This is a genomic window from Mycobacterium adipatum (assembly GCF_001644575.1).
Taxonomy (GTDB): domain Bacteria; phylum Actinomycetota; class Actinomycetes; order Mycobacteriales; family Mycobacteriaceae; genus Mycobacterium; species Mycobacterium adipatum.
On sequence record NZ_CP015596.1, the window covers coordinates 2,704,537 to 2,728,686 of the forward strand.

Genomic DNA, 24,150 nt, shown 5'->3' on the forward strand with positions numbered 1-24,150 from the left:
TTCAAACGGCGTCGTGTCCGAACGTGCGGCACCGCTGCTGGCAGACTGTGCGTCGGTGGCGACGCAACGGGACACATACGACTCCTACGACGACTTCGACCGGCAGCGGCTGGTACCGGAGTCGCCCAAGGGTGCCGGCCTGAGCGGGATCGAGCCGACCGGAACCGATACCGAGCACCGCACCGCCTTCGCCAGGGACCGCGCCCGGGTGCTGCATTCCGCGGCGCTACGCCGACTCGCCGACAAGACCCAGGTGGTCGGTCCCCGACACGGCGACACCCCGCGCACCCGGCTGACGCACTCTCTGGAGGTGGCCCAGATCGGCCGCGGGATGGCCGTCGGGTTGGGCTGCGACCCCGACCTGGTCGATCTGGCCGGGCTGGCCCACGACATCGGTCACCCGCCCTACGGGCACAACGGCGAACGTGCGCTCAACGAGATCGCCGATGCCTTCGGCGGGTTCGAGGGCAATGCGCAGAACTTGCGTATCCTCACCCGGTTGGAGCCCAAAGTCCTTGACCCCGAGGGGCGTTCGGCGGGCCTGAACCTCACCAGGGCGGCGTTGGACGCGGTCACCAAGTACCCGTGGACGCGTGCGGAGAACCCCAGGAAGTTCGGTATCTACGACGACGACATCGTCGCGGCCGGGTGGCTGCGCGACGGAGCGCCCGCCGGGCGGCCCTGCCTGGAGGCCCAGGTGATGGACTGGGCCGACGATGTTGCCTACTCCGTGCACGACGTCGAGGACGGTGTCATCTCCGGGCGTATCGACCTGCGGGTGCTCGCCGACGACGACGCCGCCACCGCACTGGCCGAACTGGGCGCCAAGGCCTTCCCGGCGATCGGCCATGACGAGCTGCTCGACGCGGCGGCCAGGCTGTCCCGGATGCCGATCGTCGAGGCGGTCGGCAAGTACGACGGGACGTTGACGGCGTCGGTGGCTCTGAAGAAACTGACCAGCGAGTTCGTCGGCCGTTTCGCGAACGCGGCCATTTCCCAGACCCGCGCCGCCGCCGGGCCCGGCCCGCTGCGCAGATTCGACACCGACCTGCAGGTACCGGCGCTGGTACGCGCCGAGGTGGCCGTGCTCAAGATGCTGGCCCTGCAGTTCATCATGAGCGACCATCGCCACCTGCAGGTGCAGGCCGATCAGCGCACCCTCATCCGTGAGGTCGCGTTGGCGTTGTGGGCGCAGGCGCCCAACGGTCTGGATCCGCAGTTCGCCCTGGAATTCGCCGAGGCCGCCGACGACGGAGCCCGGCTGCGCGTGGTGATCGACCAGATCGCGTCCTACACCGAGTCCCGGCTGGAGCGAGTGCACGAAGTGCGCTCACCCAGACCCTTGTGACGGGCCTCTAGACTGACCGGATGGCCGGTATCGACACGACGCGGGGTGGCCGGGGCCGCATCCCCGATCGCGATATCGCCGCCATCCGCGAGCGCGTCCGCATCGAAGATGTGGTGGGCGACTACGTCCAGCTGCGCAAGGCCGGGGTGGACTCGCTGAAGGGTCTCTGCCCGTTCCACGACGAGAAGTCCCCGTCCTTCCATGTCCGGCCCAACCATGGCCACTTCCACTGCTTCGGCTGCGGGGAGGGCGGCGATGTCTACGCCTTCCTGCAGAAGATCGAGCACGTCACCTTCGTCGAGGCCGTCGAACTGCTCGCCGACAAGGTCGGCTACACGGTCACCTACACCGGCGGGGCCAACACCAACGTGCAGCGCGACCGCGGCAGCCGTAGCCGGCTGATCGCCGCCAATGCCGCCGCGCAGGAGTTCTACGCCGAGGCGCTGCGCTCCGAGGAGGCCGCCCCGGCCCGCCAATACCTGATCGACCGCAATTTCGACGGCGAGACCGCCGCCCGGTACGGCTGTGGATATGCGCCCTCGGGCTGGGACACCCTGACAAAGCACCTGCTGCGCAAGGGTTTCGAGTTCAAGGAACTGGAAGCCGCGGGTCTGAGCCGGGAAGGCAAGCGCGGCCCGATGGACCGGTTCCACCGCAGGCTGCTGTGGCCCATCCGGGTGTCCTCGGGGGAGACCATCGGGTTCGGCGCCCGCCGCCTCTTCGATGACGACCACATGGAAGCCAAGTACGTCAACACCCCGGAAACGGTGCTGTACAAGAAGTCTCACGTGTTGTTCGGGCTGGACCTGGCCAAGCGTGACATCGCCAAGGGGCACCAGGCCGTCGTGGTCGAGGGCTACACCGATGTCATGGCGATGCACCAGGCCGGGGTGACCACCGCGGTGGCCGCCTGCGGGACCGCGTTCGGCGACGAGCACCTGTCGATGCTGCGCCGACTCATGATGGACGACAACTTCTTTCGCGGTGAGCTCATCTACGTCTTCGACGGTGATGCCGCGGGCCGGGCGGCGGCGGTCAAGGCGCTGGAGGGGGAACAGAACCTCGCCGGGCAGTCGTTCGTCGCGGTGGCCTCTGACGGGATGGATCCCTGCGACCTCCGGCTGCGATCGGGGGACGGCGCGCTGCGCGACCTGGTGGCCCGGCGCGCCCCGCTGTTCGAGTTCGCCATCCGCACGGCGCTGACCGATCACGACCTGGACAGCGCGGAGGGCCGGGTGTCGGCGCTGCGGCGTTGTGTGCCGATGGTGGCGCGGATCAAGGATCCGACGCTGCGCGACGAGTACGCCCGCCAGTTGGCCGGCTGGGTCGGCTGGCAGGACGTCGGCCAGGTGCTTGCGCGGGTGCGTGAGGAGGCCGGGCGCAAGGGGGGCCGCACCAACGGCCGTGGCGCGCCCGCCTCGAACCGGCGCTCCGGGGCCGAGGCGCCGTCCCGTCCGCAGGTCTCGATGGCGCGTCCCGATCCGCGAGACCCGATCCTGCGCCCGCAGCGCGAGGCGCTGAAGTCGGCGCTGCAGTATCCCGGACTGGCCGGGCCGGTGTTCGACAGCCTCTCGGTCGAGAGCTTCACCCATCCCGGCTATGCGGCGGTGCGCAACGCCATCGCCGCCGCCGGCGGGATGTCGGCGGGTCTGTCGGGTGCGCAGTGGATCGACACCGTGCGGGATGCCACCGGATCGCCGGAGGCGGCCAATCTGGTCAACGAACTCGGGGTCGACGCCATCCGCATCGAGGACGACGAGAAGCTGGCCCGCTACATCGGCGGGGTGCTGGCCCGACTGCAGGAAGTGTCGGTGGGTCGGCAGATCGCCGAGGTCAAATCGAAGTTGCAGCGGATGTCGCCGGTGGACAACAGCGACGAGTATCACGCCCTGTTCGGTGACCTGGTGGCGATGGAGACTTATCGGCGCAGCCTGCTGGAACAGGCCAGCGGCGACGACTTGTCTGCATGATCGTGACGTTCGCGTTACAGTGAGTGCGCAGTTAACTGACTTCGAAAGGCACGCCCGTGGCATCGCTGAGCAATCAGAAGCGCAGGTTCGTCGTGGCCGGTGCGTTTGCGGCCGCCCTCGCGGCGCCCGTGCTGGCTCTGTCGGCGGCCCCGACGGTATCGGTTCAGGCCGGCCCCGCCTGCCTGGCCTGGTTCGGTAACAAGGAAGACGGCAACTGCCTGTCCACCTCCAACGGCAACGGCATCGCCGTGGGCACCCCGGGTGCCGGGCTGTGCAACGGCGGTTTCTGCACCTCGCCGATCTTCCCGGGTAACACCTGGAACACCAGCATTCCGTTCGGCTGAGCTAGAACGTCTTCCCGTTCTGGGCGTCCACATCGGCCTGCTCGGGGTGCAGCACCGAGGTCTCGGCGTCGATCGCCGTCAATCGCACCATCGCCGGATCGGGTGATACCCGGTCGGCCACTTTGCGGCGCCCGGCGTCGAGCACGGCCTTGGTCGCCGGGTTCTCGGTGACCGCCTTATAGGTGGCAGAGATCTGCTCGTATCGGCGCCGGCCCGCTTTCGCGCCCAACACGTAGCCGACCCCCAGCACGAACACGAACCGGAACACAGGGCTCCCCTCACGGTGACAGCAGAATGCTTCCATCCTGCCTCACGCACCCGCGAACGTGGCGACGGGGCATCTGACGTGGCGATTCGGGAGCAGCAGGGTCCATGCGCTAGAGTCTGTTCCGCATCATTCCCCTGTAGCTCAATTGGCAGAGCTTCCGACTGTTAATCGGACGGTTGATGGTTCGAGTCCATCCGGGGGAGCATCACGGGCCGGCGCGAAAGCGCCGGCCTGAGTGCTTTCTAGGCGATCCTGCCCGCGGCGGCGGTCGCCGCCGCACCGACCAGACCGTTGTAGGGATAGGTGGCGTGGGCCAGCGAGCCCAGCAGCGAGGCCGGCGAACCATCGCAGATGTTGTCGGCCGGTGCGCACAGATCCAGCGACTTGCCCGCGAAGGCCGGTGCGATGTTGGCGGGCGGCGCGCCGTATTGGGCCAGCAGCGTCGCGCTCGGCTTACCGAACAGCACCAAGCCGGCGACCCGGTTCTGCACGTCGGCGGGCAGGTCCGCCGTGGCGTAGGCGGCGACGGCTGCGCCCTGCGAGTAGCCGCCGACGATGATCTTGGTGTTCGGGCAGTTCGCGGCTGTGGCCCGCACCCGGGCGGCGGCGTCACCGACACCGTCGAACATGGTGGCCGGGAAGACCGCCTTGTTCTCGAAGTCGCCGGTGGCCGGGTAGTTCACCGGGTAGACGCCGATGGACTTACCGGCGGACTGCGCGCGCAGGGCATCGACGAAGGCCTGGCCGGTGGTGCCGAGGCCGGGCGGCTCATCGCTGCCGCGGGCGAACACCACCTCGGCATCGGGGCACGGTTCGGCCTGCGCGGCCGGGGCGAGCCCGATTGCGGGCGCCGACGCGACCAACGCGCCGACCATGATCAACCGGCGCAAATGGTGAAACCCCATGGGTCGGATGCTACTCGCGGCGTTCGCTGCGCACATCCGGACGGGAACGCCGGCCCGGGGGAGCCGGATGCGCTCCGTAAGCTCACAGCCATGCGGCTCACGCGGAATGTCACGGCCCTGGCGGCGCTCACATTCGTGCTCGCCTCGTGCGGGTGGAGCCCACCCAACTCGGCGCCACAGTCCACCTCGGACTGCCCCGCCGAGGACACCCCGAGCGCCGAAACCATCACGACCGCCGTGCAGAAGGTCGGTGAGCGGTGGTCGGTGACCGACAGCGGCAACACCGGTGACTGTCGACTGCACTGGGTGGTGATCGGCACCGGGGACACCGCGCCCGACGCGGCTGTGCAGGTGTTGTTCTTCGACGGTGACAAGCCGCTGGGTCCGCCGACCCCGCGGCCCCGGCCGTACACCACGGTCGTCCCGTTGGGGCAGAAGATCGCCACGGTGCAGTACCAGTGGCTGCAGGGCCAGGACAAGCCGTGCTGCCCGACCGGGATCGCTCAGGTGCGCTTCGAGATCGGCGCGGACGGCGCGCTCACGGCGCTGGATCCGATTCCGACGCCGACCCCGTAGGTCCCACCTTGAGCTCGTAGAGCGCGATGAGGGCGTCCTCGACGTGCCGCAGTGGCTCGGCGGATTTGGTGGCCTGGCACACGACGATTGCGCCTTCGACGGCCGATACGGTCACGCTGGCCAGCTGCGTGGCGTCTTCGCGACCGACATCGGCAGCCTCGAGGTGGGTGGCCAGTCGTTGCTGCCAGTCGATGAAGACCGCACCGGCATTGTCGGCGGCACGGTCGGCCGCGGAGCGGCCGAGCGCGGCGGCCACGATCGGGCACCCGGACAGAAAGTCACTGCCGGTCAGGGTTTCTCGCCACACGGCGACGAAAGCCCGCACCGCGGCGACCGGGCCGAGTGCGGCGGCCAGCTGGTCGATGGCATCGCCGGTGTAGCGGCCGGCGGCCAGGGTCGCGTCGGCGATGAGTTCGCTCTTGCCGCCCGGGAAGTTCAGATAGAGCGACCGACGCGCGGTGCCGCTGACGTCCAGCAGCAGTGACAGGCCGGTGCCGGCGACGCCGTTGCGGCGGATCAGATCGATGGCGCTGCTGACGAGTCGATCGCGGGCCTGCATGCGTGTTTTTCCTACCTGGGGATGATTGCGGTGTATCGATCAGTCTACTAACGTCTGCGCCGGCACGTAGACCGTTTGGTCTAACCGGGGGTCTGAGGGGGCTCGATGCAGCACAGCGATGGTCGGCGGTTCGGGGATTTCAGCAGGTGGTGTGCACGCCATGCCTGGCTGGTCATCGGGTTCTGGGTGGTGCTCGTCGGTGCGCTCAACCTCGCGATCCCGCAACTGGAGCAGACCGTGGCAGAGCGTTCGGCGCCGTTCATGCCCGCCGATATCCCGGCTGCGCAGACGCTCCGGCAGATGTCGCAGGCGTTCGGGGTCCCGGAGTCCTCGGCCATCGGCAGCGTGCTGATCGTTAACGAGCAGGGCATCGGCCCCGCTGAGGAAAAACTCTACGGCGAGCTCGTCGAGGCGTTGCGTGCCGACACCGGCAACGTTGCCTACGCGCTGGACGTGTTCGGCAACGAGCGGATGCGTGATATCGCGCTGAGCCCGGACGGCAAAGCCATCAACGTGCTGGTGGCCGGCGTCGGTGACGTCGGTTCCACCGAGGCGCACAAGAACACCATCGCGATACGCGACACCATTCACTCGCTGTCGACCCCGCCGGGCGTGCAGCTCTACTACACCGGGCCGTCGCCGACGCTGGCAGATCTGTTCAGCTCGATGGACTTCTCGCTGCTGATCATCACCGCGGTCTCGGTGGTGCTCATCATGGTGGTGCTGTTGGTGGTCTACCGATCGGCGGTCACCGCGCTGATCCCGCTGCTCACCATCGGGATCGCGATGGGTGCCGCCCGCCCGGTCATCTCGCTGCTCGGCGCGTCCGGCACGCTGACGGTCTCGAACTTCACCATCGCCCTGATGACCGCGATGCTGCTCGGCGCGGCCACCGACTACGCGATCTTCATCCTCGCCGGCTATCACGAGGGACGCCGAAAGCGGCTGTCCGTCAACGATTCACTCGCCTACGCCGGCGGGCGGGTCTCGAGTATCCTGATCGCCTCGATGCTCACCATCGCTGCCGCCGCGACCGCGATGGGCTTCACCGAACTCGGCATGTTCAAGGCGGCGGGCCCGCCCATCGCGATCGCCATCGTAATCGCGCTGGCGGTGTCGATGACACTGCCCTACGCCCTGCTGGCGGTGCTGGGCGCGCGCGGACTGGCCGAACCGCGCCGGCTCGACGAACGACGTTGGCGGCGCATCGGATCGACCGTGCTGCGGCGTTCGGGCGCGCTGGCGGCGGCGTCGCTGGTGTTGCTGATCGCCGCGGCCACCGTGCTGCTCACCTTCCGGGTCAACTTCGACGAGAACGCCATGCAACTCGACGCCACCGAGAGTTCGGCCGGCTATCAGAAGGCCCATCAGCATTGGGGCGTCAACGAAGTCGCGCCCGAATACCTCATCGTCAGCGCCGATCACGACATGCGGAACACCAATGATCTTGCCGCACTGGACCAGATCGCCGAACGGATCACCAAGCTTCCCGAAGTCGCCTACGTGCGGGCACTGACCCGCCCGGACGGAAAGCAGCTCGAGCAAACGACCGTCGGCTACCAGGCCGGTGTGGTCGCCGATCGGCTCGGATCGGCCCGCGACCGCATCGACGCCGCGCACCCCGATCTACAGCGGCTGGCCTCGGGTACCTCCGCGCTGCGCGACGGTGCTGCCACCGCGGACGCCCAACTTCCCCAATTGATCACCGGGATCAAACAAGTCGCCGCCCTCGCGCATGAAGTGCTGGGCAGCTACGAGTCCGCGAACGCCGCGCTGGCCACCGCGACCGGGGCACCCGCCGACCTTGACGCGGTGCTGGCCGACCTGAACGGCTCGGTCGATCTGCTCGACGTGGCGCTGCAGGTGCTCACCCAGAACACCCAGGTGCTCGACGCGGGCCGCACCATGAGTGCCGCGCTCGGGCCGGCGTTGGACGTCGAGGCGCGGCCGTCCTGCCTGGCCGACCCGATCTGCGCGCGGGCCCGCACCGGAATCGCCGAGCTGGACGAGATCTCGGGTGGGGCGGTCAGCAGGGCACTGCGACAGGTCCAGTTGGCCACCGCGATGCCACGCGAGGCCATCGACCGGCTGCGCGCGGCCGAACCCGCGATCCGGAACACCGTGGCACGCCTGCAGAAGCTGGCTGCCACCGCACCGGGGGACTCACCGGCACAGAGCAGGGCCCGGCTCGACGAACTGGTGCGCGGCGCGGACCAGCTGTCCGACGGTGTCTCCGAGCTGTCGGCCGGTCTGGAACAGGTCAAGGGCGGTGTCGACCAGGTGGTCGGTCTCACCGGAGCGCTCAGCGACGGACTCTCGGAGGCCACCGATTATCTGTCCACGCTGAGCGCGCACACCTCCGCCGGGCCCGGTGCGGGCTTCTACCTGCCACCCCAGGGCCTGTCCGACGCCAATTTTCGGACCGCGGAGCAACTGCTGTTCGCGCCCGACGGGAAGACCGCCCGTCTGCTGGTGATCTGGCAGGTGAACCCGTACAGCGCCGAGGCGCTGGACGCGACCCGGCAACTGCCGGTGGCCGCGCACGAGGCCGCCACCGAGACCTCGCTGTCCGGCGCGCATTTCGCCAGCACCGGCCTGGCCTCGCTGTCGGCCGATATGCGCGATCAGGTGTGGCGCGACTTCGCCGTCTATGGTGCGGTCGCCATCACCGGTGTCCTGCTGGTGCTGATCGTGCTGTTGCGCAGCATCGCCGCCCCGGTGTTCATGGTCGCGGTGGTCACGCTGTCGTTCGCCGCGGCGGCCGGGGTCAGCGTGCTGGTGTGGCAGCACCTGATCGGCATCGACGTCGACTGGTCGGTGTTCCCGGTGTCGTTCATGGCGCTGATCGCCGTGGGTGCCGACTACAGCATGCTGTTCGCGGCCCGCATCAGAGACGAATCCGCCGACGGGATGCGGCGCGGCATCCTGCGCAGCTTTGCCAGCACCGGGAGCGTGATCACCACGGCGGGCGTGGTTTTCGCGCTGACCATGTTCGCTCTGATGAGCGGGCGGGTGATCAACCTGCTGCAGATCGGTTTCACTGTCGGCGTCGGACTGCTCATCGACATCACGCTGGTACGCACCATCCTGGTGCCGGCGGCCATGTCGCTGATCGGCGACCGCATCTGGTGGCCGAGCAAGCCCCGGCGCGGCTGAACCTACGTCGGCTCGATGGTGCCGGCGCTGACGGCGTCCTTCTCCTGATGCTCGTCGGCGTCCGGGATGTGCTCGGGATGCAGCATCTCCGCGTAGCGCAGTTGCTCGGGGATCCCGAAGCCGTCGACCAGCAGTTGCGCATGCGGGCGCAGTTTGCGGCAGCGATCGTTGATCCCGCGGGTGACGGCCTTGGCGCGTTCGGTCGAGATGAACCGATGCTCGATGAACCAGGCCTTGTCCGCTTCGATCACGCTGAGCGCGTACAGGTCGCACACCATCGCGAGGATCTCGCGGGCGTCCTCATCCTCGCAGGCGTCGATGCCGGCGACGAACGCCTCCAGGATCACCCGGTCGATGTGGGCCTGGGCGGTGTGCAGCACATGGTCCTGCACCGCGTTGAACGCCTCGAACGGTGACATCTCCTTGGCCTTGCTCTGCAGCCGGCGCGCCACCGAGGCCAGCATGTACTCCTCGCGGTCCTCGAACATCTTGACCTGAGTGCCGCGGTTGAACAGCGAACCTTCTTCCTCGTTGTCCTCGCGGGTGTCGACGATGGTCTGCATGATCGTCTGCGCGGCAGTGCGTTTCAGTACCCGCTCGCCGGCGAAGTTGGCCGCGAAGCGCACCCACTGGGCCGGGCTCATCCCCTTGATGTCATCGGCGTACGCCGTCAGCAGCTCCTTGGCCACCAACTGGGTCAGCACATGGTTGTCACCCTCGAAGGTGGTGAACACATCGGTGTCGGCCTTCAGTGCGATGAGCCTGTTCTCGGCCAGATAGCCTGCGCCGCCGCACGCTTCGCGCGCCTCCTGGATGGCCCGGGTGGCATGCCAGGTGTTGGCGGCCTTCAGCCCGGCCGCGCGCGACTCCAGCTCGCGCTGTTCTTCGGCGTCCGGATTGTCGGAGGTCTGCAGCTCGTGGCATTTGGCCACCAGTTCGTTCTGGGCGAACTGCAGCGCGTAGGACTTGGCGATCAGCGGGAACAGCCGGCGCTGGTGCACCAGGTAGTCCATGATGAGCACCTCGTCCTCGGATCCCGGTGCCTCGAACTGCCTGCGCTCCAGGGCATACCGGGTCGCGATGTCCAGGGCCACCCGCGCGGCGGCGCCGGCGCTGCCGCCGACGGTGACCCGGCCGCGGATCAGGGTGCCGAGCATGGTGAAGAAGCGACGGCCCTCGTTCTCGATCGGCGAGCTGTAGCTGCCGTCCTCGGCGACGTCGGCGTACTTGTTGAGCAGGTTCTCCCGGGGGACGCGCACCTTGTCGAACTGGATGCGCCCGTTGTCGACACCGGGCAGACCGCCCTTGTAATGGCAGTCCGAGGTGGTGACACCGGGCAGGTCGTTGCCCGCATCGTCGCGGATCGGTACGACGAAGCAGTGCACGCCGTGACCCTCGCCCTTGGTGATGAGCTGAGCGAACACCGCGGCCACCCGTGCCGTTTCCGCGGCACCGCCGATGTAGTCCTTGCGCGAGGACGGGGTGGGGGAGTCGATGACGAACTCGCAGGTCTGCGGGTCGTAGGTGGCGGTGGTTTCCAGCGACTGGACGTCACTGCCGTGACCGGTCTCGGTCATCGCGAAGCAGCCCAACAACTCCAGGTTGATGATCTTCTCGACGTAAGCACGGTGATGCCGTTCGGTACCCAGGTTCTCGATCGCGCCGCCGAACAGGCCCCACTGCACGCCTGCCTTGACCATCAGTGACAGATCGCTCATGGCGAGCATCTCGATCTGGGTGACCGCGGCGCCGACATCACCGTTGCCGCCGTGCTCCTTCTTGAAGCCGTCCTCGGCCGCGCCGCGGGCCGCCATGATCTTGAGCTGCTCGGCCACCTTGGTGCGGGCGATCACCGTGTTGGGTGTGTAGTGCGGCCGGAAGACCTCACCGGCCAGTTCGGCACGTACCTCGTTCTTGACATCGCGCCAGCGGCCGTCGAGCGCGTTGCGGAGATGATCAGCGGTAGTGGTCATAGTTGACGGTAACGTGCCCCCGCAGCGGGAAAGGTAAACCTGAGTGCATCGGCGCGGAATCGGCGGAGTTGAATTTGCGACATGACCGAGCGCTCTGAGCCCGAGACACCTACTGGCCTGCCGCACGTGGTCGATCACCAGCACGCCGATGTGACCGGCGGGTGGCTACGCGCGGCCACCTTCGGTGCGATGGACGGCTTGGTGAGCAATACCGCCCTGATCGCCGGTGTCGCGGCCGGCGCGGGCGCGCACACCGTGGTGTTGGCCGGTGTGGCCGGCCTGCTGGCCGGGGCGTTCTCCATGGCGCTCGGCGAGTTCACCTCGGTGACGACGGCCAATGAGCAGATCGACTCCGAGGTGAAGGTGGAGCGGCGGTCCTTCCGCAACCAGCCCGACGCCGAGCGTGACGAGTTGGTGGCGATGCTCGTCGAGATGGGCATGACCCCGGAGACCGCCGCCACCGCGACGGCGGAGATCCACCGCGACGAGACCCGGGCGCTGAACTTCCACCTCGTCCAGGAACTGGGTGTGGACCCGCGCGAAAAGCCCTCACCGTGGGTGGCGGCGTGGTCGTCGTTCCTGATGTTCACCATCGGTGCGATCGTGCCGCTGATCCCGTACCTGCTGGGTTTCGACTCGCTGTGGGCCGGTCTGGCCTGCGGCGGGCTGGGCCTGCTCATCACCGGAGCGCTGGCGGCCAAATTCACCCGCAAGCACCCGTGGTGGTCGGCATTGCGACTGCTGGCCCTGGGTGGCACCGCGATCGCCGTCACCTACCTTGTCGGAACCGTTGTGGGAGTGGCGGTTACCTGACGGGCCTCAGCTGCCCACGGTGACGGCGGTGGCCTCATCGGTCAGCTCGTCGACCCGGGACTCGGGGGCGTCGATCCCGGCCAGCTGTCCACGGGCGGCGAACAGCAGTGCCGCGCCGGCCAGCACCGCGGCGGCTCCCACCCAGTAGGGCAGGTGCACGTTGACCTGCTCACCGAGCACCCCGGCCAGCCACGGCGCCACCGCGGCGCCACCGAAGCGCAGGAAGCTGTAGGCCGCCGATGCGACGCCCCGCTCCACCGGTGCGGCTTTCATGACCGTCTCGGTGATCAGGGTGTTGTTGATGCCGATGAACAACCCGGCCACCACCACACAGGTCGCCAGTACCGCCTTGGTGTCGGTGCCGATCGCCATCACCGCCAGCGTCGCCGTCAGAGCGAGCAGGTTGATGACCAACGTCGGAACCGTGCCGAAACGATGTTGCAGTCGCGGGGCGACCACCACCGAGGTGAACGCCAAGGCGACACCCCAGCCGAAGAAGATCAGCCCGATCTGGTGGGCGTTCATGTCCAACGGGAACGGGGTGAAGGCCAGCAGCGTGAAGAAGCCGAAGTTGTACAGCAGCGCGGTCACCGAGACGGCCAGCAGGCCGCGGTGGCGCAGCGCGCGGAACGGATCGATGAGGCTGGTCGCCCGTGCCGGCCGCGGGGTGGCGGGCAGCAGGAAGACGGTGACCACGAGCGCGACGGCCATCAGCGCCGAGACCCCGAAGAACGGGCCGCGCCAGGAGATCGAGCCCAGCACGCCGCCGACCAGGGGGCCGACCGCGATGCCCAGCCCGAGCGCGGCCTCATACAGGATGATCGCCTGGGCCACCGAACCTTTCGCGGAGTTCACGATGGTGGCCAGCGCCGTCGCGATGAACAGGGCGTTGCCCAGGCCCCACAGCGCGCGCCAGCCGACGATCTCCATGACGGTTTCCGACATACCGGCCAGTCCGGCGCCGGCGATGATGATGGCCAGGCCGATCAACAGCGTGTTCTTCGGGCCGATCCGGCTGGACACCACCCCGGTGATCAACATGGCCACCCCCATGACCGCCATGTAGCTGGTGAACAGCAGCGACACCTGCGAGGGGGATGCGTTCAGGTTGTCGGCGATCGGTTTGAGGATGGGGTCGACCAGGCCGATGCCCATGAAGGCCACGACGGAGGCAAAGGCAACGGCCCAAACGGCTTTGGGTTGACGCCACATGGCGGGTGAACTCCTAACTACGGTTGGCGATCGTGGCGGGCCATGTCGAGCAGCCCGCGCAGCACGGCGATCGCGTCGGTGAGCGCGGTGCGCTCGGCGTCATCGAGGTGTGCCAGATACGGGTTGATCGCGGCGCTGCGATCGGCGCGCACCCGGCTGAGGATCCGGCGGCCCGCGTCGGTGATGGCGATGAGGACGGCGCGGGCATCACCGGGATCCTCGGCGCGCGTCACCAGTCCGGCGTCCTCGAGCCGGCGTACCTGGGTGGTCATCGTCGGTTGCGAGCAGTGATCGAGGGCGGCCAGATCGGAGATGCGGGTCGGACCCTGATCTTCGATCGTCGAGAGCAGGCGGGCTTGCGCGACCGGTAGCGGAAGCTCGATGCGCTGATTGGCCAGCCGGTTGATCCGGGCCACGACGGCCAGCAGGTCGGCGCCGAGGGCCGCGGTGTTGTCCGGATGATCCACTCGAAAAAGGTTACATAGAGACACTATGTAGATGCAAACCCGGTGGGGTGGGAGTCGTCACAGTGCGGGCCACCGGGGCACTCTGGCGAACTGGCAGAATCGGGTGATGCCTCCTGGTTCGCCAACGCTGCGCCGGGCCGGGTCATTGCAGCCGAACGAACTTGCTCAGGCCGCCGTGATGGCGGCCCTGTGCGCGGCCATCGCGATCATCGCCGTCGTCGTCCCGTTCGCGGCCGGCCTGTCACTGCTGGGGACCGTCCCGATGGGGCTGCTCGCCTACCGGTACCGGTTGCGGGTGGTACTCGCCGCGACCATTGCCGCCGCCCTCATCGCGTTCCTGATCGGCGGCTTCGGCGGACTGATGACCGTGATCAACTGCGCCTATATCGGCGGGCTGACCGGCATCGTGAAACGTCGCGGCCGCGGACTGCCGGTGGTGGTGCTGGTATCGCTGATCGCCGGCGCGGTCTTCGGTGTCGCCGCGGTGCTGGCGCTGCTGATCGCGTCCCGGCTGCGCGAGCTGGTGTTCACCGCCATGACCGCCAACGTCGACGGCTCCGTCGCGATCTGGAGCTATATCCCCGAGCTGCGGCCGGCCGCCGAGAAGTTCCGGGAACTGTTCGGTCTTGCCTTGGAGCACTGGCCGGTCCTCATCTTCTTCTACGGGCTGTTCGCCATCATGGCGGTCAGCCTGGTCGGCTGGTGGGCGTTGTCACGGGTGCTGACCCGGCTGTTCGGGGTGCCCGATGTGCACAAGCTGGAGACCGTCATCACCGACGGCCCGGTCATCCCGGTCCCGTTGCGGCTGCGCGATGTGGTGTTCCGCTATCCCGGTACCACCCGCGATGCGCTCGGCCCGCTGTCGATGGACGTGCAGCCGGGTGAGCATCTCGCCGTCACGGGCGCGAACGGCTCCGGGAAGACGACGTTGATGCTGGTGCTCGCCGGGCGTGAACCCACAGAAGGCACCGTGGAACGCCCCGGCGGCGTCGGCCTTGGCGCGCCCGGTGGTACCGCGGTGATCTTGCAGCACCCCGAGAGTCAGGTGCTGGGCACCCGGGTCGCCGACGATGTGGTGTGGGGGCTGCCCGCCGGCACCCATGTCGACGTGCCCGAGCTGCTCGCCGAGGTCGGCTTGGACGGTCTGGGCGAGCGCGACACCGGCAGTCTGTCCGGCGGTGAGCTCCAGCGGCTGGCGGTGGCCGCCGCGCTGGCCCGCAAGCCGTCGCTGCTGATCGCCGACGAGGTCACCAGCATGGTCGATCAGCAGGGCCGCGAGGGACTGATGGCGGTGCTGGGCGGGCTGACCCGCAAGCGCGACATGTCGCTCGTGCACATCACGCATTACAACGAGGAGGCCGAGGCCGCCGACCGGGTGGTCAATCTGGCCGGCGGGTCGGAGATGGTGCAGGCCGCCGAGGTCCCCACCCCCAGCGGTGAGGTGCGCTCGGAGGTACCGGTGCTGGAGCTGAGCAATGTCAGCCACCGCTATGCCGACGGAACGCCCTGGGCCAAAACCGCTTTGCGCGATATCGATCTGGTCGTGAACGAGGGCGACGGGGTACTGATCCATGGGCTCAACGGATCCGGCAAGTCGACGTTGGCCTGGATTCTGGCCGGTCTGACCATGCCCACCACCGGGACGTGTCTGCTCGACGGCAAACCGGTCAGCGATCAGGTCGGTGCGGTCGCGTTGTCGTTCCAGGCCGCCCGGCTGCAGCTGATGCGCAGCCACGTGCACCGCGAGATCGCCTCGGCGGCCGGGTTTTCCGCCCGTGACCGGGCCCGGGTGGTGGCCGCCCTGGCCACCGTGGGACTGGAACCCGCGCTGGCGGATCGTCGTATCGACCAACTCTCGGGCGGACAGATGCGTCGCGTCGTGCTGGCCGGGCTGCTGGCCCGCTCGCCGCGCGCCGTGGTGCTCGACGAGCCGCTGGCCGGCCTGGACGCGGCCAGCGCCCGCGGCCTGCTGCGCCTGCTGGAGGAGCTGCGCCGCGGTGGGCTGACGATCGTGGTGATCTCCCACGATTTCGCCGGACTGGAAGAACTGTGCCCGCGCACCCTGCATCTGCACGATGGCGCACTGGTGCCGCTCGCATCGGGGGCCACCTCATGAGTAACGCCCAGCGTCGCCCCGTCGTGCTGCTGCGGCCGGTGCCCGGCGACACCGTCATCCACCGGCTGTGGGCCGGAACGAAACTCATCACCGTGCTGGCGCTGGCGGTGCTGCTGATGTTCTACCCGGGATGGCTGCCGATCGCGTTGGTCACCCTGCTGGTCACGGCCGCCGTGGTGCTGGCGAAGATCCCGCGCGGCGCGCTGCCGTCGATCCCGGGATGGCTCTGGCTGATCGTGCTGCTGGGCGGCGTGACCGCCGCGTTCGCCGGCGGCACACCGATCGTCGACCTCGCCGGGATCGAACTCGAACTCGGCGGGCTGCTGAAGTTCCTCCGGATCACCGCGGTGTCGATCGTGCTGCTGGGCCTGGGCGCACTGGTGTCCTGGACCACCAATGTCGCCGAGATCGCGCCCGCGGTCTCGACGTTGGGTCGGCCGCTGCGGATCCTCAAACTGCCGGTCGATGACTGGGCGGTGACGCTGGCGCTCGCCCTGCGCGCCTTCCCGATGCTGATGGACGAGTTCAGCGTGCTGTATGCGGCGCGCCGGCTGCGCCCGCGGCTGCGGGCCCAGACCCGTCGGGAACGCCGTAAACAGTGGATCGCGGAGGTGATCGACCTGCTCGCCGCGGCGGTCACGGTGGCGCTGCGGCGCGCCGACGAGATGGGCGACGCCATCACCGCACGCGGCGGGGCCGGCCAGATCGCTGCCGCCCCGGCGCGCCCTGGTGTCGCCGATTACGTGGTGCTCGCCGTGGTGACCGTGGTCTGCGGTGCCGCCGGGTACCTGGAGGCGGCGTCGTTCCTCGGCACCACCTGACGCACCCCGGGACGCCCGGCCCGATGATTGTCGGGACTCGACAAACGATGCTCGCTCGATTGGCCGTTATCGCAGAGCCGTTGGGCTGCCCGCTCCCGATGATGGTGGGACTACCAGCCAACGAGCGGAGGTCATCACATGGTCGGCGTCGATCGCATCGGCGAGGGGCCGCGCAGTGTCATCGTGGTCGGAGCCGGCATCGTCGGGTTGTGCACGGCGTGGTTCCTGCAGGAGCGCGGGGTCGAGGTCACCGTGGTGGACCGCGACGGGGTGGCCGCCGGTGCGTCCTGGGGTAACGCCGGATGGGTCTCGCCGGCGCTGACCATTCCGCTCAACCAACCCGCCGTCCTGCGGTACGGGCTGCGGTCGCTGTTCAATCCGTCTGCCCCGCTGCATATCCCGCTGCGCGCCGACGTCGGGCTGGCACGCTTTCTGGCCACCTTCGCGCGGCACTGCAGCCACGCATCCGCGCGCCGCGCGGTCCACGCCAACCAGCCGCTGAACGCCGACTGTGTGGAGGCTTTCGACGTCCTGGTCGCCAACGGGGTGGACGCCCCGGTCACCGACTCCGACATCGTCGCGCTGTTCGGGTCCGATGCGCACGCCGACGAACTGCGCGCCGAAATCGAGATCCTCGAACGCGGCGGACTGCCGGTGCAGACCCGTCGACTCCGCGGCACGGCACTGCGCGACGCGGTGCCGCTGGCCGCGCCGGAGGCCACCGTGGCACTGGCCGTGCAACAGCAGCGCTTCGTCGACCCGGGCCGCTTCGTCACCGCACTGGGACAGGCCGTGATCGAGCGCGGTGCCACCATGCGCACCGAGCGCGTTGTGGACGTGAGCACCAACGGCCGCGTCGTCGTGCGCACGGTCCGCGGTGAGGACCTCACCGCGGACGCCGTCGTCCTGGCCACCGGGGCCTGGCTGCCCGACCTCGCCCGGCGCTGGGTGCGGATGCCGATACGCGCCGGCCGGGGATACTCGTTCACCGTCCCGGTCGATCGCCCGATGCCGGGACCGATCTACCTGCCGACCGTGCGGGTGGCCTGCACGCCCTACCAGGGTGCGATGCGGGTGGCGGGCACCATGGAATTCCGTGGCCCCGACGACCCCGTCGTCCCGGCACGGGTGAACTCGATCATCGACTCGGCAGCCCAATTCCTGCACGGCGTGCGCTGGGAGGCGCGCAGCGATGTCTGGGTCGGCCCGCGCCCGGTGAGCGCGGACGGCGTGGCGGTGGTCGGGCAGGTCGACCGCGGACTGTATGTCGCCGGTGGGCACGGCATGTGGGGGCTGGCGCACGGACCGGTCACCGGCCGGTTACTGACCGAACAGATCACCACCGGCAAGCAACCCGAGGCTTTGCGCGCCCTGGATCCGTTGCGCTGAGAACTTCTCTCTCGTCGTCAGGGGCGGTGCGGGGACCCACCCGCCCCTGACGACAATCTCCTGCCATTACGGTGGGTGCCGTGACAAGTCGAAACGTCGACCCCGACTTCCTCGCGCTGCCCCGCCGGGCATTGGCCGACGCCGCCCTCTCGGCGGCCCGCGCGGCCGGAGCCAGCTACGCCGATCTGCGGATCCACCGTCTCACCACCGAAGTCGTGCACCTGCGCGACGGCGAGCTGGAGAATTCCACGCTGGACCGTGAGATCGGCCTGGCGGTGCGCGTCATCGTCGACGGCACCTGGGGGTTCGCCTCGCATGCCGAGCTCGACCCCGCCGTCGCCGCGGAGACCGCGCGCCGGGCGGTGCGGGTCGCGACCACCTTGGCCCCGCTGAACGCCGAGCGCATCGAGTTGGCCGCCGAACCGGTGTACGACGATGTGAGCTGGGTGTCGGATTACCGCATCGACCCGTTCACGGTGCCCGGCCCGGACAAGATCGCCGTGCTGGCCGACTATTCGGAGCGGCTGCTGGCTGCCGACGGGGTGGACCATGTGTCGGCCGGCCTGCAGGCGGTCAAGGAACAGACCTACTACGCCGACACTTTCGGCACCTCCACCACCCAGCAGCGGGTACGGGTGCAGCCGTCGCTGGAGGCCGTCAGCGTGGACCCGGCGGCCGGATCCTTCGAGACCATGCGCACGTTGGCCCCGCCGACGGCGCGCGGCTGGGAGGCCGTCGCCGATGACAGCGTCTGGAACTGGAGCGCCGAGCTCGCCGAGCTGCCGGCGCTGCTGGCCGAGAAGGTGAAGGCACCCAGCGTCACCGCCGGACCCACCGATCTCGTGATCGACCCGTCCAATCTGTGGCTCACCATCCACGAATCCATCGGGCACGCCACCGAATACGACCGGGCCATCGGGTACGAGGCGGCCTACGCCGGCACCTCGTTCGCCACCCCGGACAAGCTGAACAGCATGCGGTACGGATCGCCGGTGATGAACGTGACCGCCGACCGCACCGTGCAATACGGCTTGGCCACCACCGGTTTCGACGACGAAGGGGTGCGCGCGCAGAGCTGGGACCTGGTGCGCGACGGGCTGTTCGTGGGCTACCAGTTGGACCGGGTGTTCGCGCCGCGGCTGGGGGAGTCGCGTTCCAACGGTTGCTCGTATGCCGATTCCGCACACCACGTGCCGATCCAGCGGATGGCGAACGTCTCGCTGCAACCGGGCACCGACGACCTGTCCACCGAGGATCTGATCTCCCGGGTGTCCGACGGGATCTACATCGTCGGGGACAAATCTTGGTCGATTGACATGCAGCGGTACAACTTCCAGTTCACCGGGCAACGGTTCTTCCGGATCCGGGATGGCAGGCTGGACGGTCAGCTGCGCGATGTCGCCTACCAGGCCACCACCACCGACTTCTGGGGGTCGATGGAGGCCGTCGGGGGGCCATCCACCTGGCGGCTCGGCGGCGCCTTCAACTGCGGTAAGGCCCAACCGGGCCAGGTCGCGCCGGTCAGCCATGGATGCCCGTCGGCACTGTTCCGGGGAGTGAATGTGCTCAACACGCAAGCCGAATCGGGGCGCTCATGATCGCCGCGCAGCAGGTCGTCGACCAGGTGCTGGCCGAGGCGGCCCGCCTCGGCGGCGCGGACGAGACCACCGTCATCGTCACCGACCGTGCCGATGCGTCGCTGCGCTGGGCCGGGAACTCGATGACCACCAACGGTGAATCCCGGGGCCGCAGCACCACGGTCATCTCGGTGGTGCGCCGCGGCGAGCAGGCACACGTCGGCTCGGTGAGCTCCACCGAGGTCGACCGGGACGCGCTCGCGGCGCTGGTTGCGGCGTCCCAGCAGGCCGCCGCGTCGGCTCCCGCGGCCAGTGACAATGCGCCCGCGCTGCCCGGCGGGCCGACCCCGGTGGACTGGGACACACCGATCCCGAGCACCGGGGCGGATGTATTCGCCGATGTGGCAACCAGTCTGGTGCGCGGCTTCCGCGGTGAGGATCAGCTCTACGGGTATGCCCGCCACGTCCTGGAGACCACCCTCGTGGCCACCTCGACCGGCCTGCGACGCCGCTTCACCCAACCCACCGGTTCGGTGGAGATCAACGCCAAGCGCCACGGCGCCAGCGCGTGGGCCGGCGTCGGCACACCGGATTTCGTCAACGTGCCCACCGACGCGCTGCTCGAGGAGCTGTCGACCCGGCTGGGCTGGGCGGCGCGCACGGTCGAGCTGCCGGCCGGGCGGTACGAGACCCTGATGCCGCCCTCGACCGTCGCCGACATGCTCATCTACCTGGGGTGGAGCATGGACGGTCGCGGCGCGCAGGAGGGCCGCACCGCGCTGTCGGCGCCCGGCGGGACCCGGGTGGGGGAGAAGCTCACCGATCTTCCCCTGACGCTGTATTCGGATCCGGCTGCGCCCGGGCAGGAATGCACCCCGTTCGTGGTGGCGTCGCGGTCCTCGGAGCAGGCCTCCATCTTCGACAACGGGATGGACATCGGCCGGGTGGACTGGCTGCGCGACGGGGTGATCAACGCATTGGCCTACCCGCGCGCCGCGGCCGCGGAATTCGGTGCGCCGGTGACGGTTCCGGCCGACAACCTGCTGATGACCGGCGGCACGAAATCGTTGGCGGAGATGATCGCGGGCACCGAACGCGGGCTGCTGCTCACCACCCTGTGGTACATCCGCACGGTGGATCCGGCGGTGCTGCTGCTGACCGGGCTGACCCGCGACGGGGTGTACCTGATCGAGGACGGCCAGGTGAGCGCCGCGGTCAACAACTTCCGGTTCAACGAGAGCCCGCTGGATCTGCTGCGCCGCGCCACCGAGGCCGGCGTCAGCGAACCCACCCTGCCGCGAGAATGGGGCGACTGGGCGACCCGGGCGAGCATGCCGTCCTTGCGGATTCCCGACTTTCACATGTCCTCGGTCAGTCAGGCGCAATAATCGCAGGCGTGATGGACCTGCTGACCGGCTTGGTGGCGCTCTCCCCGGACGGGCTCACCTCGGAGAACGCGCTGATGCGCACGGTGTGCGCGCGGGCGGTGAGCCTGGAGCCGCTGCCCTTCGAGCCCGCGGCTTCCGCTGCCGATCCCGTGCTGGCCGAGGTCGCCGAGCAGTTCAGTGTCGACGTCGCCGGGGTGACCGCCGAGCAGCGGGCCGCGTTGGTGTCGGCGTACGGGGCCGAGGTGCTCGGGGTGGCGGCGCTGATGTACGTCGCCGATTTCGTGCCCCGGGTGCGGGCCGGACTGGCCGCGCTGGGGATGACGTTCCCGGACCCGGTGGGTTGGGACCGCACCACGCACCCGGCGGACGCGCTGCTGAACCGCTTCACCTCCACGGTCGGCGCGATGCGCGGGCTGGATCCGCTGACCACCGAGATCATCCGGCTGCGCGGGGCCACCCAGCACAATTGCCGGCTGTGCTCATCGCTGCGGGAGAGCACCGCGCTGCAGGCCGGCGGTTCCGAGGCGCTGTACGACGAGATCGGCGCCTACCAGGTATCCGATCGACTGACCGATGCGCACCGGGCCGCGCTGCGCTACGTCGACGCGTTGATCTGGACGCCGTCTTCGGTTGATGAAGCGGCGGCCGTTGTGCTCGAACATTTCTCGGCCGAGCAGGCGGTGGAGATCACGCTGGATGTGATGCGCAACGGCACCAACAAGATCGCGGTGGCGCTCGGGGGGGATGCGCCGCGGGTGACCGAAGGGGTGGAGCTTTACCTGCTGGGTGCCGACGGGCAGCCCGTCTTCAGCTCGTAGCGGCCTTCTTCTTGAGCACCAGCGCCGGCAGGATCAGGGTGGCGATCGCGGTGACCAGCCACACCACCACCGTCGCCGCGACCCAGGAACCGATACCGCGGATGCTGATCCCGCTGGAGAACAGCGAGGCCAGAAACAGCGCGGCGAAGGTGGAGACCAGGCCGATGCCGCCGAGGAAGGCCGAGGCGTAGCGGCTGGCCATCTTGAGGAAGAACGGCGACAGGATGCCCTGCGCGACGGTGAAAATGACCACCGCGGTGATGAATCCGAGCGGACGCAGCGTCACACCGGATACCAGCCAGGACGCGGCCAGCAACCCGATGGCCGAGGAGGCCAGGAACACCGCGATGCGCAGCAGGAATCTGATCACCCGGTGAGCGTAACCGCGGTGCGGGCCGGGTGTGGGTGCTGTGCGAACATAGGTGCCGCGCGTTGCGCCGGGGCGGTAGCTCAGTTGGTTAGAGCCGGGGACTCATAATCCCTTGGTCGCGGGTTCGAGCCCCGCCCGCCCCACTTCAGATGATCACTCGCGCCCAGGCGTCGTGCACGGCGGACAGCGCATCCTCCGACGAGACCGTGAGGCGGGTTTGGCCGGCGAGCTGGTTCCGCCAGTCGGCCTCTGCCGGAGCTTTCGTGAATTCGCGCAGAGCCGGCGGTTTGTTCGTGGGACCAAGCCGCCGATACAGCTTCTCGGCCTCGGTATCGATTGCGCCGATCTGGTCGAGCGCCCACAGATCCCATAGATCCCGGGAGGCGCGGCGGTCGAACCACGTCGCGGTCTTGGATGCCGCGAAGGCGGGCAGGGTCGGCACCAACAGCTCGGCGGCGGGAGCATCGGCATACCGCTGAACGAGTGACCGCCGCTCTGTCGGCCACACGGTCCGATCCCGGGAGGACAGCAGTTGGATTCTCACCGTCAACCCTTCCGCGGTTCGCAGGATTGCAGCCCGTGTGTCGGGAACGCTGCCGAGTGCCGGGTCGAGGGTGAGTCGCCCGTGAGTGCGGGCAAGTGCACGGGGCAGGGCGGTGTCCAGATCGGCGGCGACGGACCTGCGGACGTCGACGGCGATGAGGTCGATGTCCTCGCTCAGGCGTCCATTCGGGAGGTGGGTGCGGGCGAGTGCGGTTCCACCGATGAAATGGATTCGGTCGCCGAAGTCGCGGCTCAGGAAGGCGAGGAGGTGCGAGATGAGGTGATCCCGTTCGACTTGCTCGGCTGCGACGCCGAATTGCTCAGCAACAGCCACCTTTTCGTCGCTGTTCATCGTCGGGTCCAGGTCTCCGCCCGGCGCAGGGATGCGATGCGCCGCTGTTCGGCCGCCAAGACCTGTAGGCGGTCCTTATCGCTGCGTTCATACAGCGCCGCGACCGCACTCGGGACATCGACCTCGGCACCGCCGAGTTTCGGGCGGTGCGCGAGGTCCAGGATCGTCTGTTCGGGTGTGGTCACCAGTGTCGAGCCGAGTTCGGTGTCGTGGCGTTCGGCATCCAATTCGTGTGTGTTGCGTTTGACGAATTGGACCACCGCAGCGCGGTCGGACAGCGGGATGGGGCGGTGTTGCGCAGGCACTGCGACGGTCGCGGTGGCCAGCGCGCGCGGAATCGCTCCGTAGAGCCGGGCGGCACTGACGCCCATGACGATGATGCTGTCCGGGTCGTAGATCGCCGAGGCGATTCCGGCTGCGGCCGTCTCCAGGCCCGGCATCCATCGGCGGCCGACCATGTCCCGCGGCACGACGACGTAGTAGCCATCGGCCAATCGGTGCAGGAGACCGCGTTCGTGAAGACGGGCCACCTCGGCCGCCGGATGCGCGTAGGTGTGTTTCGCCTGTGCTGGGCGGAAGGTCCCGAGCGGATGCGCAGCAAGGCTGGCGGGAACTGCTGTTAGGTGTGCGCGCCCCATAGTCGCTCCTTCAGTATGCATATCATAGGCTATTAGCCTATGAAATGCATACTCGCGGTGGTCCGCCGTCCCGCGTCGAATCCGGCCGACCCTTGAACGCGAGCCCCCTGACGGTGGTGGCACGCCGATTCAATCTCCGATCCGGACCAGCAAACCCTGTCTTGCGGGAGGCGTTACGCAAGTCTTACGCACGTCCGCCCCGGTGGGTCTGACCTGCGAGGTTGGTTCTAGCCCGTGATCTGAATGCTCCTTATTTATCGAATAGTGTTGTGATACAAGGGATCAATCGTTTCAAACGAATCGGCGCGATAATCTTGAGGTGCTCTAGTTTGTCCAGTTTTCGGCGGGAGTCAAGTTCCCATACTCCCTTGGTCGCGCGTTCGAGCCCCGCCCGCCCCACTTCAGAATGTTCCCCGGCAGCGTCGTACGCAGGTCGCCGACGGTCATGAACGCCGCGGTGGGCGGTCCCTGGCCCTCATCCCCGCGATGGATGACGTCGGGGTGGATAGCCAGGAGCCGATGCCGTTTCCGCCGATTTTGCGACAAC

Annotated in this window: 21 protein-coding genes and 2 tRNA genes; 14 read left to right on the forward strand and 9 right to left on the reverse strand. The window is 68.6% G+C overall.

What is annotated here, in order from left to right; translation table 11 throughout:
- Positions 1–55: 55 nt before the first annotated feature.
- Genes A7U43_RS12830 through A7U43_RS12840 form a run of 3 tightly spaced genes read left to right on the forward strand, consistent with a single transcriptional unit; the run spans position 56 to position 3,662 of the window.
- The gene (locus tag A7U43_RS12830) at positions 56–1,348 is read left to right on the forward strand and encodes a deoxyguanosinetriphosphate triphosphohydrolase (RefSeq protein ID WP_068002582.1); all 1,293 of its coding nucleotides are present in this window, start codon (positions 56–58) and stop codon (positions 1,346–1,348) included.
- A 20-nt stretch (positions 1,349–1,368) separates the two neighbouring features.
- Positions 1,369–3,318 carry a DNA primase gene (dnaG, locus tag A7U43_RS12835; protein WP_067995620.1) on the forward strand — a complete coding sequence of 650 codons (1,950 nt, stop codon included), beginning with the start codon at positions 1,369–1,371 and terminating at the stop codon, positions 3,316–3,318.
- Between the two features lie 56 nt (positions 3,319–3,374).
- Positions 3,375–3,662: a DUF7155 family protein gene (locus tag A7U43_RS12840; RefSeq protein WP_156525902.1), complete on the forward strand. Its 288-nt coding sequence runs from the start codon at positions 3,375–3,377 to the stop codon at positions 3,660–3,662.
- 1 nt (position 3,663) lies between these two features.
- On the opposite strand, the gene A7U43_RS12845 is transcribed toward A7U43_RS12840, so the two are convergent.
- Positions 3,664–3,930 (reverse strand): hypothetical protein, encoded by a 267-nt coding sequence (locus A7U43_RS12845; protein WP_067995623.1) that lies wholly within the window; start codon positions 3,928–3,930, stop codon positions 3,664–3,666.
- Positions 3,931–4,060: 130 nt separating this feature from the next.
- Between A7U43_RS12845 and A7U43_RS12850 the strand changes: the two genes are divergently transcribed.
- Positions 4,061–4,133 (forward strand) — tRNA-Asn (locus tag A7U43_RS12850).
- 39 nt (positions 4,134–4,172) lie between these two features.
- On the opposite strand, the gene A7U43_RS12855 is transcribed toward A7U43_RS12850, so the two are convergent.
- Positions 4,173–4,835 (reverse strand): cutinase family protein, encoded by a 663-nt coding sequence (locus A7U43_RS12855; RefSeq protein WP_067995626.1) that lies wholly within the window; start codon positions 4,833–4,835, stop codon positions 4,173–4,175.
- A 90-nt stretch (positions 4,836–4,925) separates the two neighbouring features.
- Between A7U43_RS12855 and A7U43_RS12860 the strand changes: the two genes are divergently transcribed.
- Positions 4,926–5,411, forward strand: coding sequence for an LppP/LprE family lipoprotein (locus A7U43_RS12860; RefSeq protein WP_067995630.1), 486 nt, complete (start codon positions 4,926–4,928; stop codon positions 5,409–5,411).
- Here the strand turns inward: A7U43_RS12860 and A7U43_RS12865 are convergent.
- On the reverse strand, positions 5,374–5,970 hold the full coding sequence (locus tag A7U43_RS12865) for a TetR/AcrR family transcriptional regulator (protein ID WP_067995632.1): 597 nt from the start codon (positions 5,968–5,970) through the stop codon (positions 5,374–5,376). The genes A7U43_RS12860 and A7U43_RS12865 overlap by 38 nt on opposite strands.
- Before the next feature lie 105 nt (positions 5,971–6,075).
- On the opposite strand from A7U43_RS12865, the gene A7U43_RS12870 reads away from it, so the two are divergent.
- Positions 6,076–9,126 (forward strand): MMPL family transporter, encoded by a 3,051-nt coding sequence (locus A7U43_RS12870; protein WP_067995635.1) that lies wholly within the window; start codon positions 6,076–6,078, stop codon positions 9,124–9,126.
- Between the two features lie 2 nt (positions 9,127–9,128).
- Here the strand turns inward: A7U43_RS12870 and A7U43_RS12875 are convergent, their stop codons facing one another.
- Complete coding sequence (locus tag A7U43_RS12875) at positions 9,129–11,099, reverse strand: acyl-CoA dehydrogenase family protein (RefSeq protein WP_067995638.1); 1,971 nt, start codon at positions 11,097–11,099, stop codon at positions 9,129–9,131.
- Between the two features lie 81 nt (positions 11,100–11,180).
- Here A7U43_RS12875 and A7U43_RS12880 point away from each other — a divergent pair, with 81 nt between their 5' ends.
- Positions 11,181–11,912 (forward strand): VIT1/CCC1 transporter family protein, encoded by a 732-nt coding sequence (locus A7U43_RS12880; RefSeq protein WP_067995641.1) that lies wholly within the window; start codon positions 11,181–11,183, stop codon positions 11,910–11,912.
- 6 nt (positions 11,913–11,918) lie between these two features.
- On the opposite strand, the gene A7U43_RS12885 is transcribed toward A7U43_RS12880, so the two are convergent.
- The gene (locus tag A7U43_RS12885) at positions 11,919–13,124 is read right to left on the reverse strand and encodes an MFS transporter (RefSeq protein WP_067995643.1); all 1,206 of its coding nucleotides are present in this window, start codon (positions 13,122–13,124) and stop codon (positions 11,919–11,921) included.
- A 17-nt stretch (positions 13,125–13,141) separates the two neighbouring features.
- A complete protein-coding gene (locus A7U43_RS12890; protein WP_067995644.1) occupies positions 13,142–13,591 on the reverse strand; it encodes a MarR family winged helix-turn-helix transcriptional regulator in 450 nt (149 codons plus the stop codon).
- 106 nt (positions 13,592–13,697) lie between these two features.
- Here A7U43_RS12890 and A7U43_RS12895 point away from each other — a divergent pair, with 106 nt between their 5' ends.
- The 6 genes from A7U43_RS12895 (at position 13,698) to A7U43_RS12920 (ending at position 21,700) form a co-directional block, all read left to right on the forward strand.
- On the forward strand, positions 13,698–15,707 hold the full coding sequence (locus tag A7U43_RS12895; protein ID WP_067995646.1) for an ATP-binding cassette domain-containing protein: 2,010 nt from the start codon (positions 13,698–13,700) through the stop codon (positions 15,705–15,707).
- Positions 15,704–16,528, forward strand: a complete 825-nt coding sequence (locus A7U43_RS12900; RefSeq protein ID WP_067995654.1) for a CbiQ family ECF transporter T component — start codon at positions 15,704–15,706, stop codon at positions 16,526–16,528. Before A7U43_RS12895 ends, A7U43_RS12900 begins: the two co-directional genes overlap by 4 nt.
- Before the next feature lie 138 nt (positions 16,529–16,666).
- Positions 16,667–17,917 (forward strand): NAD(P)/FAD-dependent oxidoreductase, encoded by a 1,251-nt coding sequence (locus tag A7U43_RS12905; protein ID WP_067995659.1) that lies wholly within the window; start codon positions 16,667–16,669, stop codon positions 17,915–17,917.
- Between the two features lie 80 nt (positions 17,918–17,997).
- Positions 17,998–19,515, forward strand: a complete 1,518-nt coding sequence (locus A7U43_RS12910) for a TldD/PmbA family protein (RefSeq protein ID WP_068002588.1) — start codon at positions 17,998–18,000, stop codon at positions 19,513–19,515.
- Complete coding sequence (locus A7U43_RS12915) at positions 19,512–20,882, forward strand: metallopeptidase TldD-related protein (protein WP_067995660.1); 1,371 nt, start codon at positions 19,512–19,514, stop codon at positions 20,880–20,882. The genes A7U43_RS12910 and A7U43_RS12915 overlap by 4 nt, the downstream gene beginning before the upstream one ends.
- 11 nt (positions 20,883–20,893) lie before the next feature.
- Positions 20,894–21,700, forward strand: coding sequence for a carboxymuconolactone decarboxylase family protein (locus tag A7U43_RS12920; protein WP_067995661.1), 807 nt, complete (start codon positions 20,894–20,896; stop codon positions 21,698–21,700).
- Here the strand turns inward: A7U43_RS12920 and A7U43_RS12925 are convergent.
- Entirely contained in the window at positions 21,690–22,070 is a 381-nt protein-coding gene (locus tag A7U43_RS12925; RefSeq protein ID WP_067995663.1) for a phage holin family protein, read from the reverse strand. The two genes, A7U43_RS12920 and A7U43_RS12925, sit on opposite strands and share 11 nt — an antisense overlap.
- 69 nt (positions 22,071–22,139) lie before the next feature.
- Here A7U43_RS12925 and A7U43_RS12930 point away from each other — a divergent pair.
- Positions 22,140–22,213 (forward strand) — tRNA-Ile (locus A7U43_RS12930).
- A 2-nt stretch (positions 22,214–22,215) separates the two neighbouring features.
- Here the strand turns inward: A7U43_RS12930 and A7U43_RS12935 are convergent.
- Complete coding sequence (locus tag A7U43_RS12935) at positions 22,216–22,965, reverse strand: nucleotidyl transferase AbiEii/AbiGii toxin family protein (protein ID WP_067995664.1); 750 nt, start codon at positions 22,963–22,965, stop codon at positions 22,216–22,218.
- Positions 22,962–23,603: a type IV toxin-antitoxin system AbiEi family antitoxin domain-containing protein gene (locus A7U43_RS12940; RefSeq protein ID WP_067995669.1), complete on the reverse strand. Its 642-nt coding sequence runs from the start codon at positions 23,601–23,603 to the stop codon at positions 22,962–22,964. Before A7U43_RS12940 ends, A7U43_RS12935 begins: the two co-directional genes overlap by 4 nt.
- Positions 23,604–24,150 lie beyond the last annotated feature (547 nt).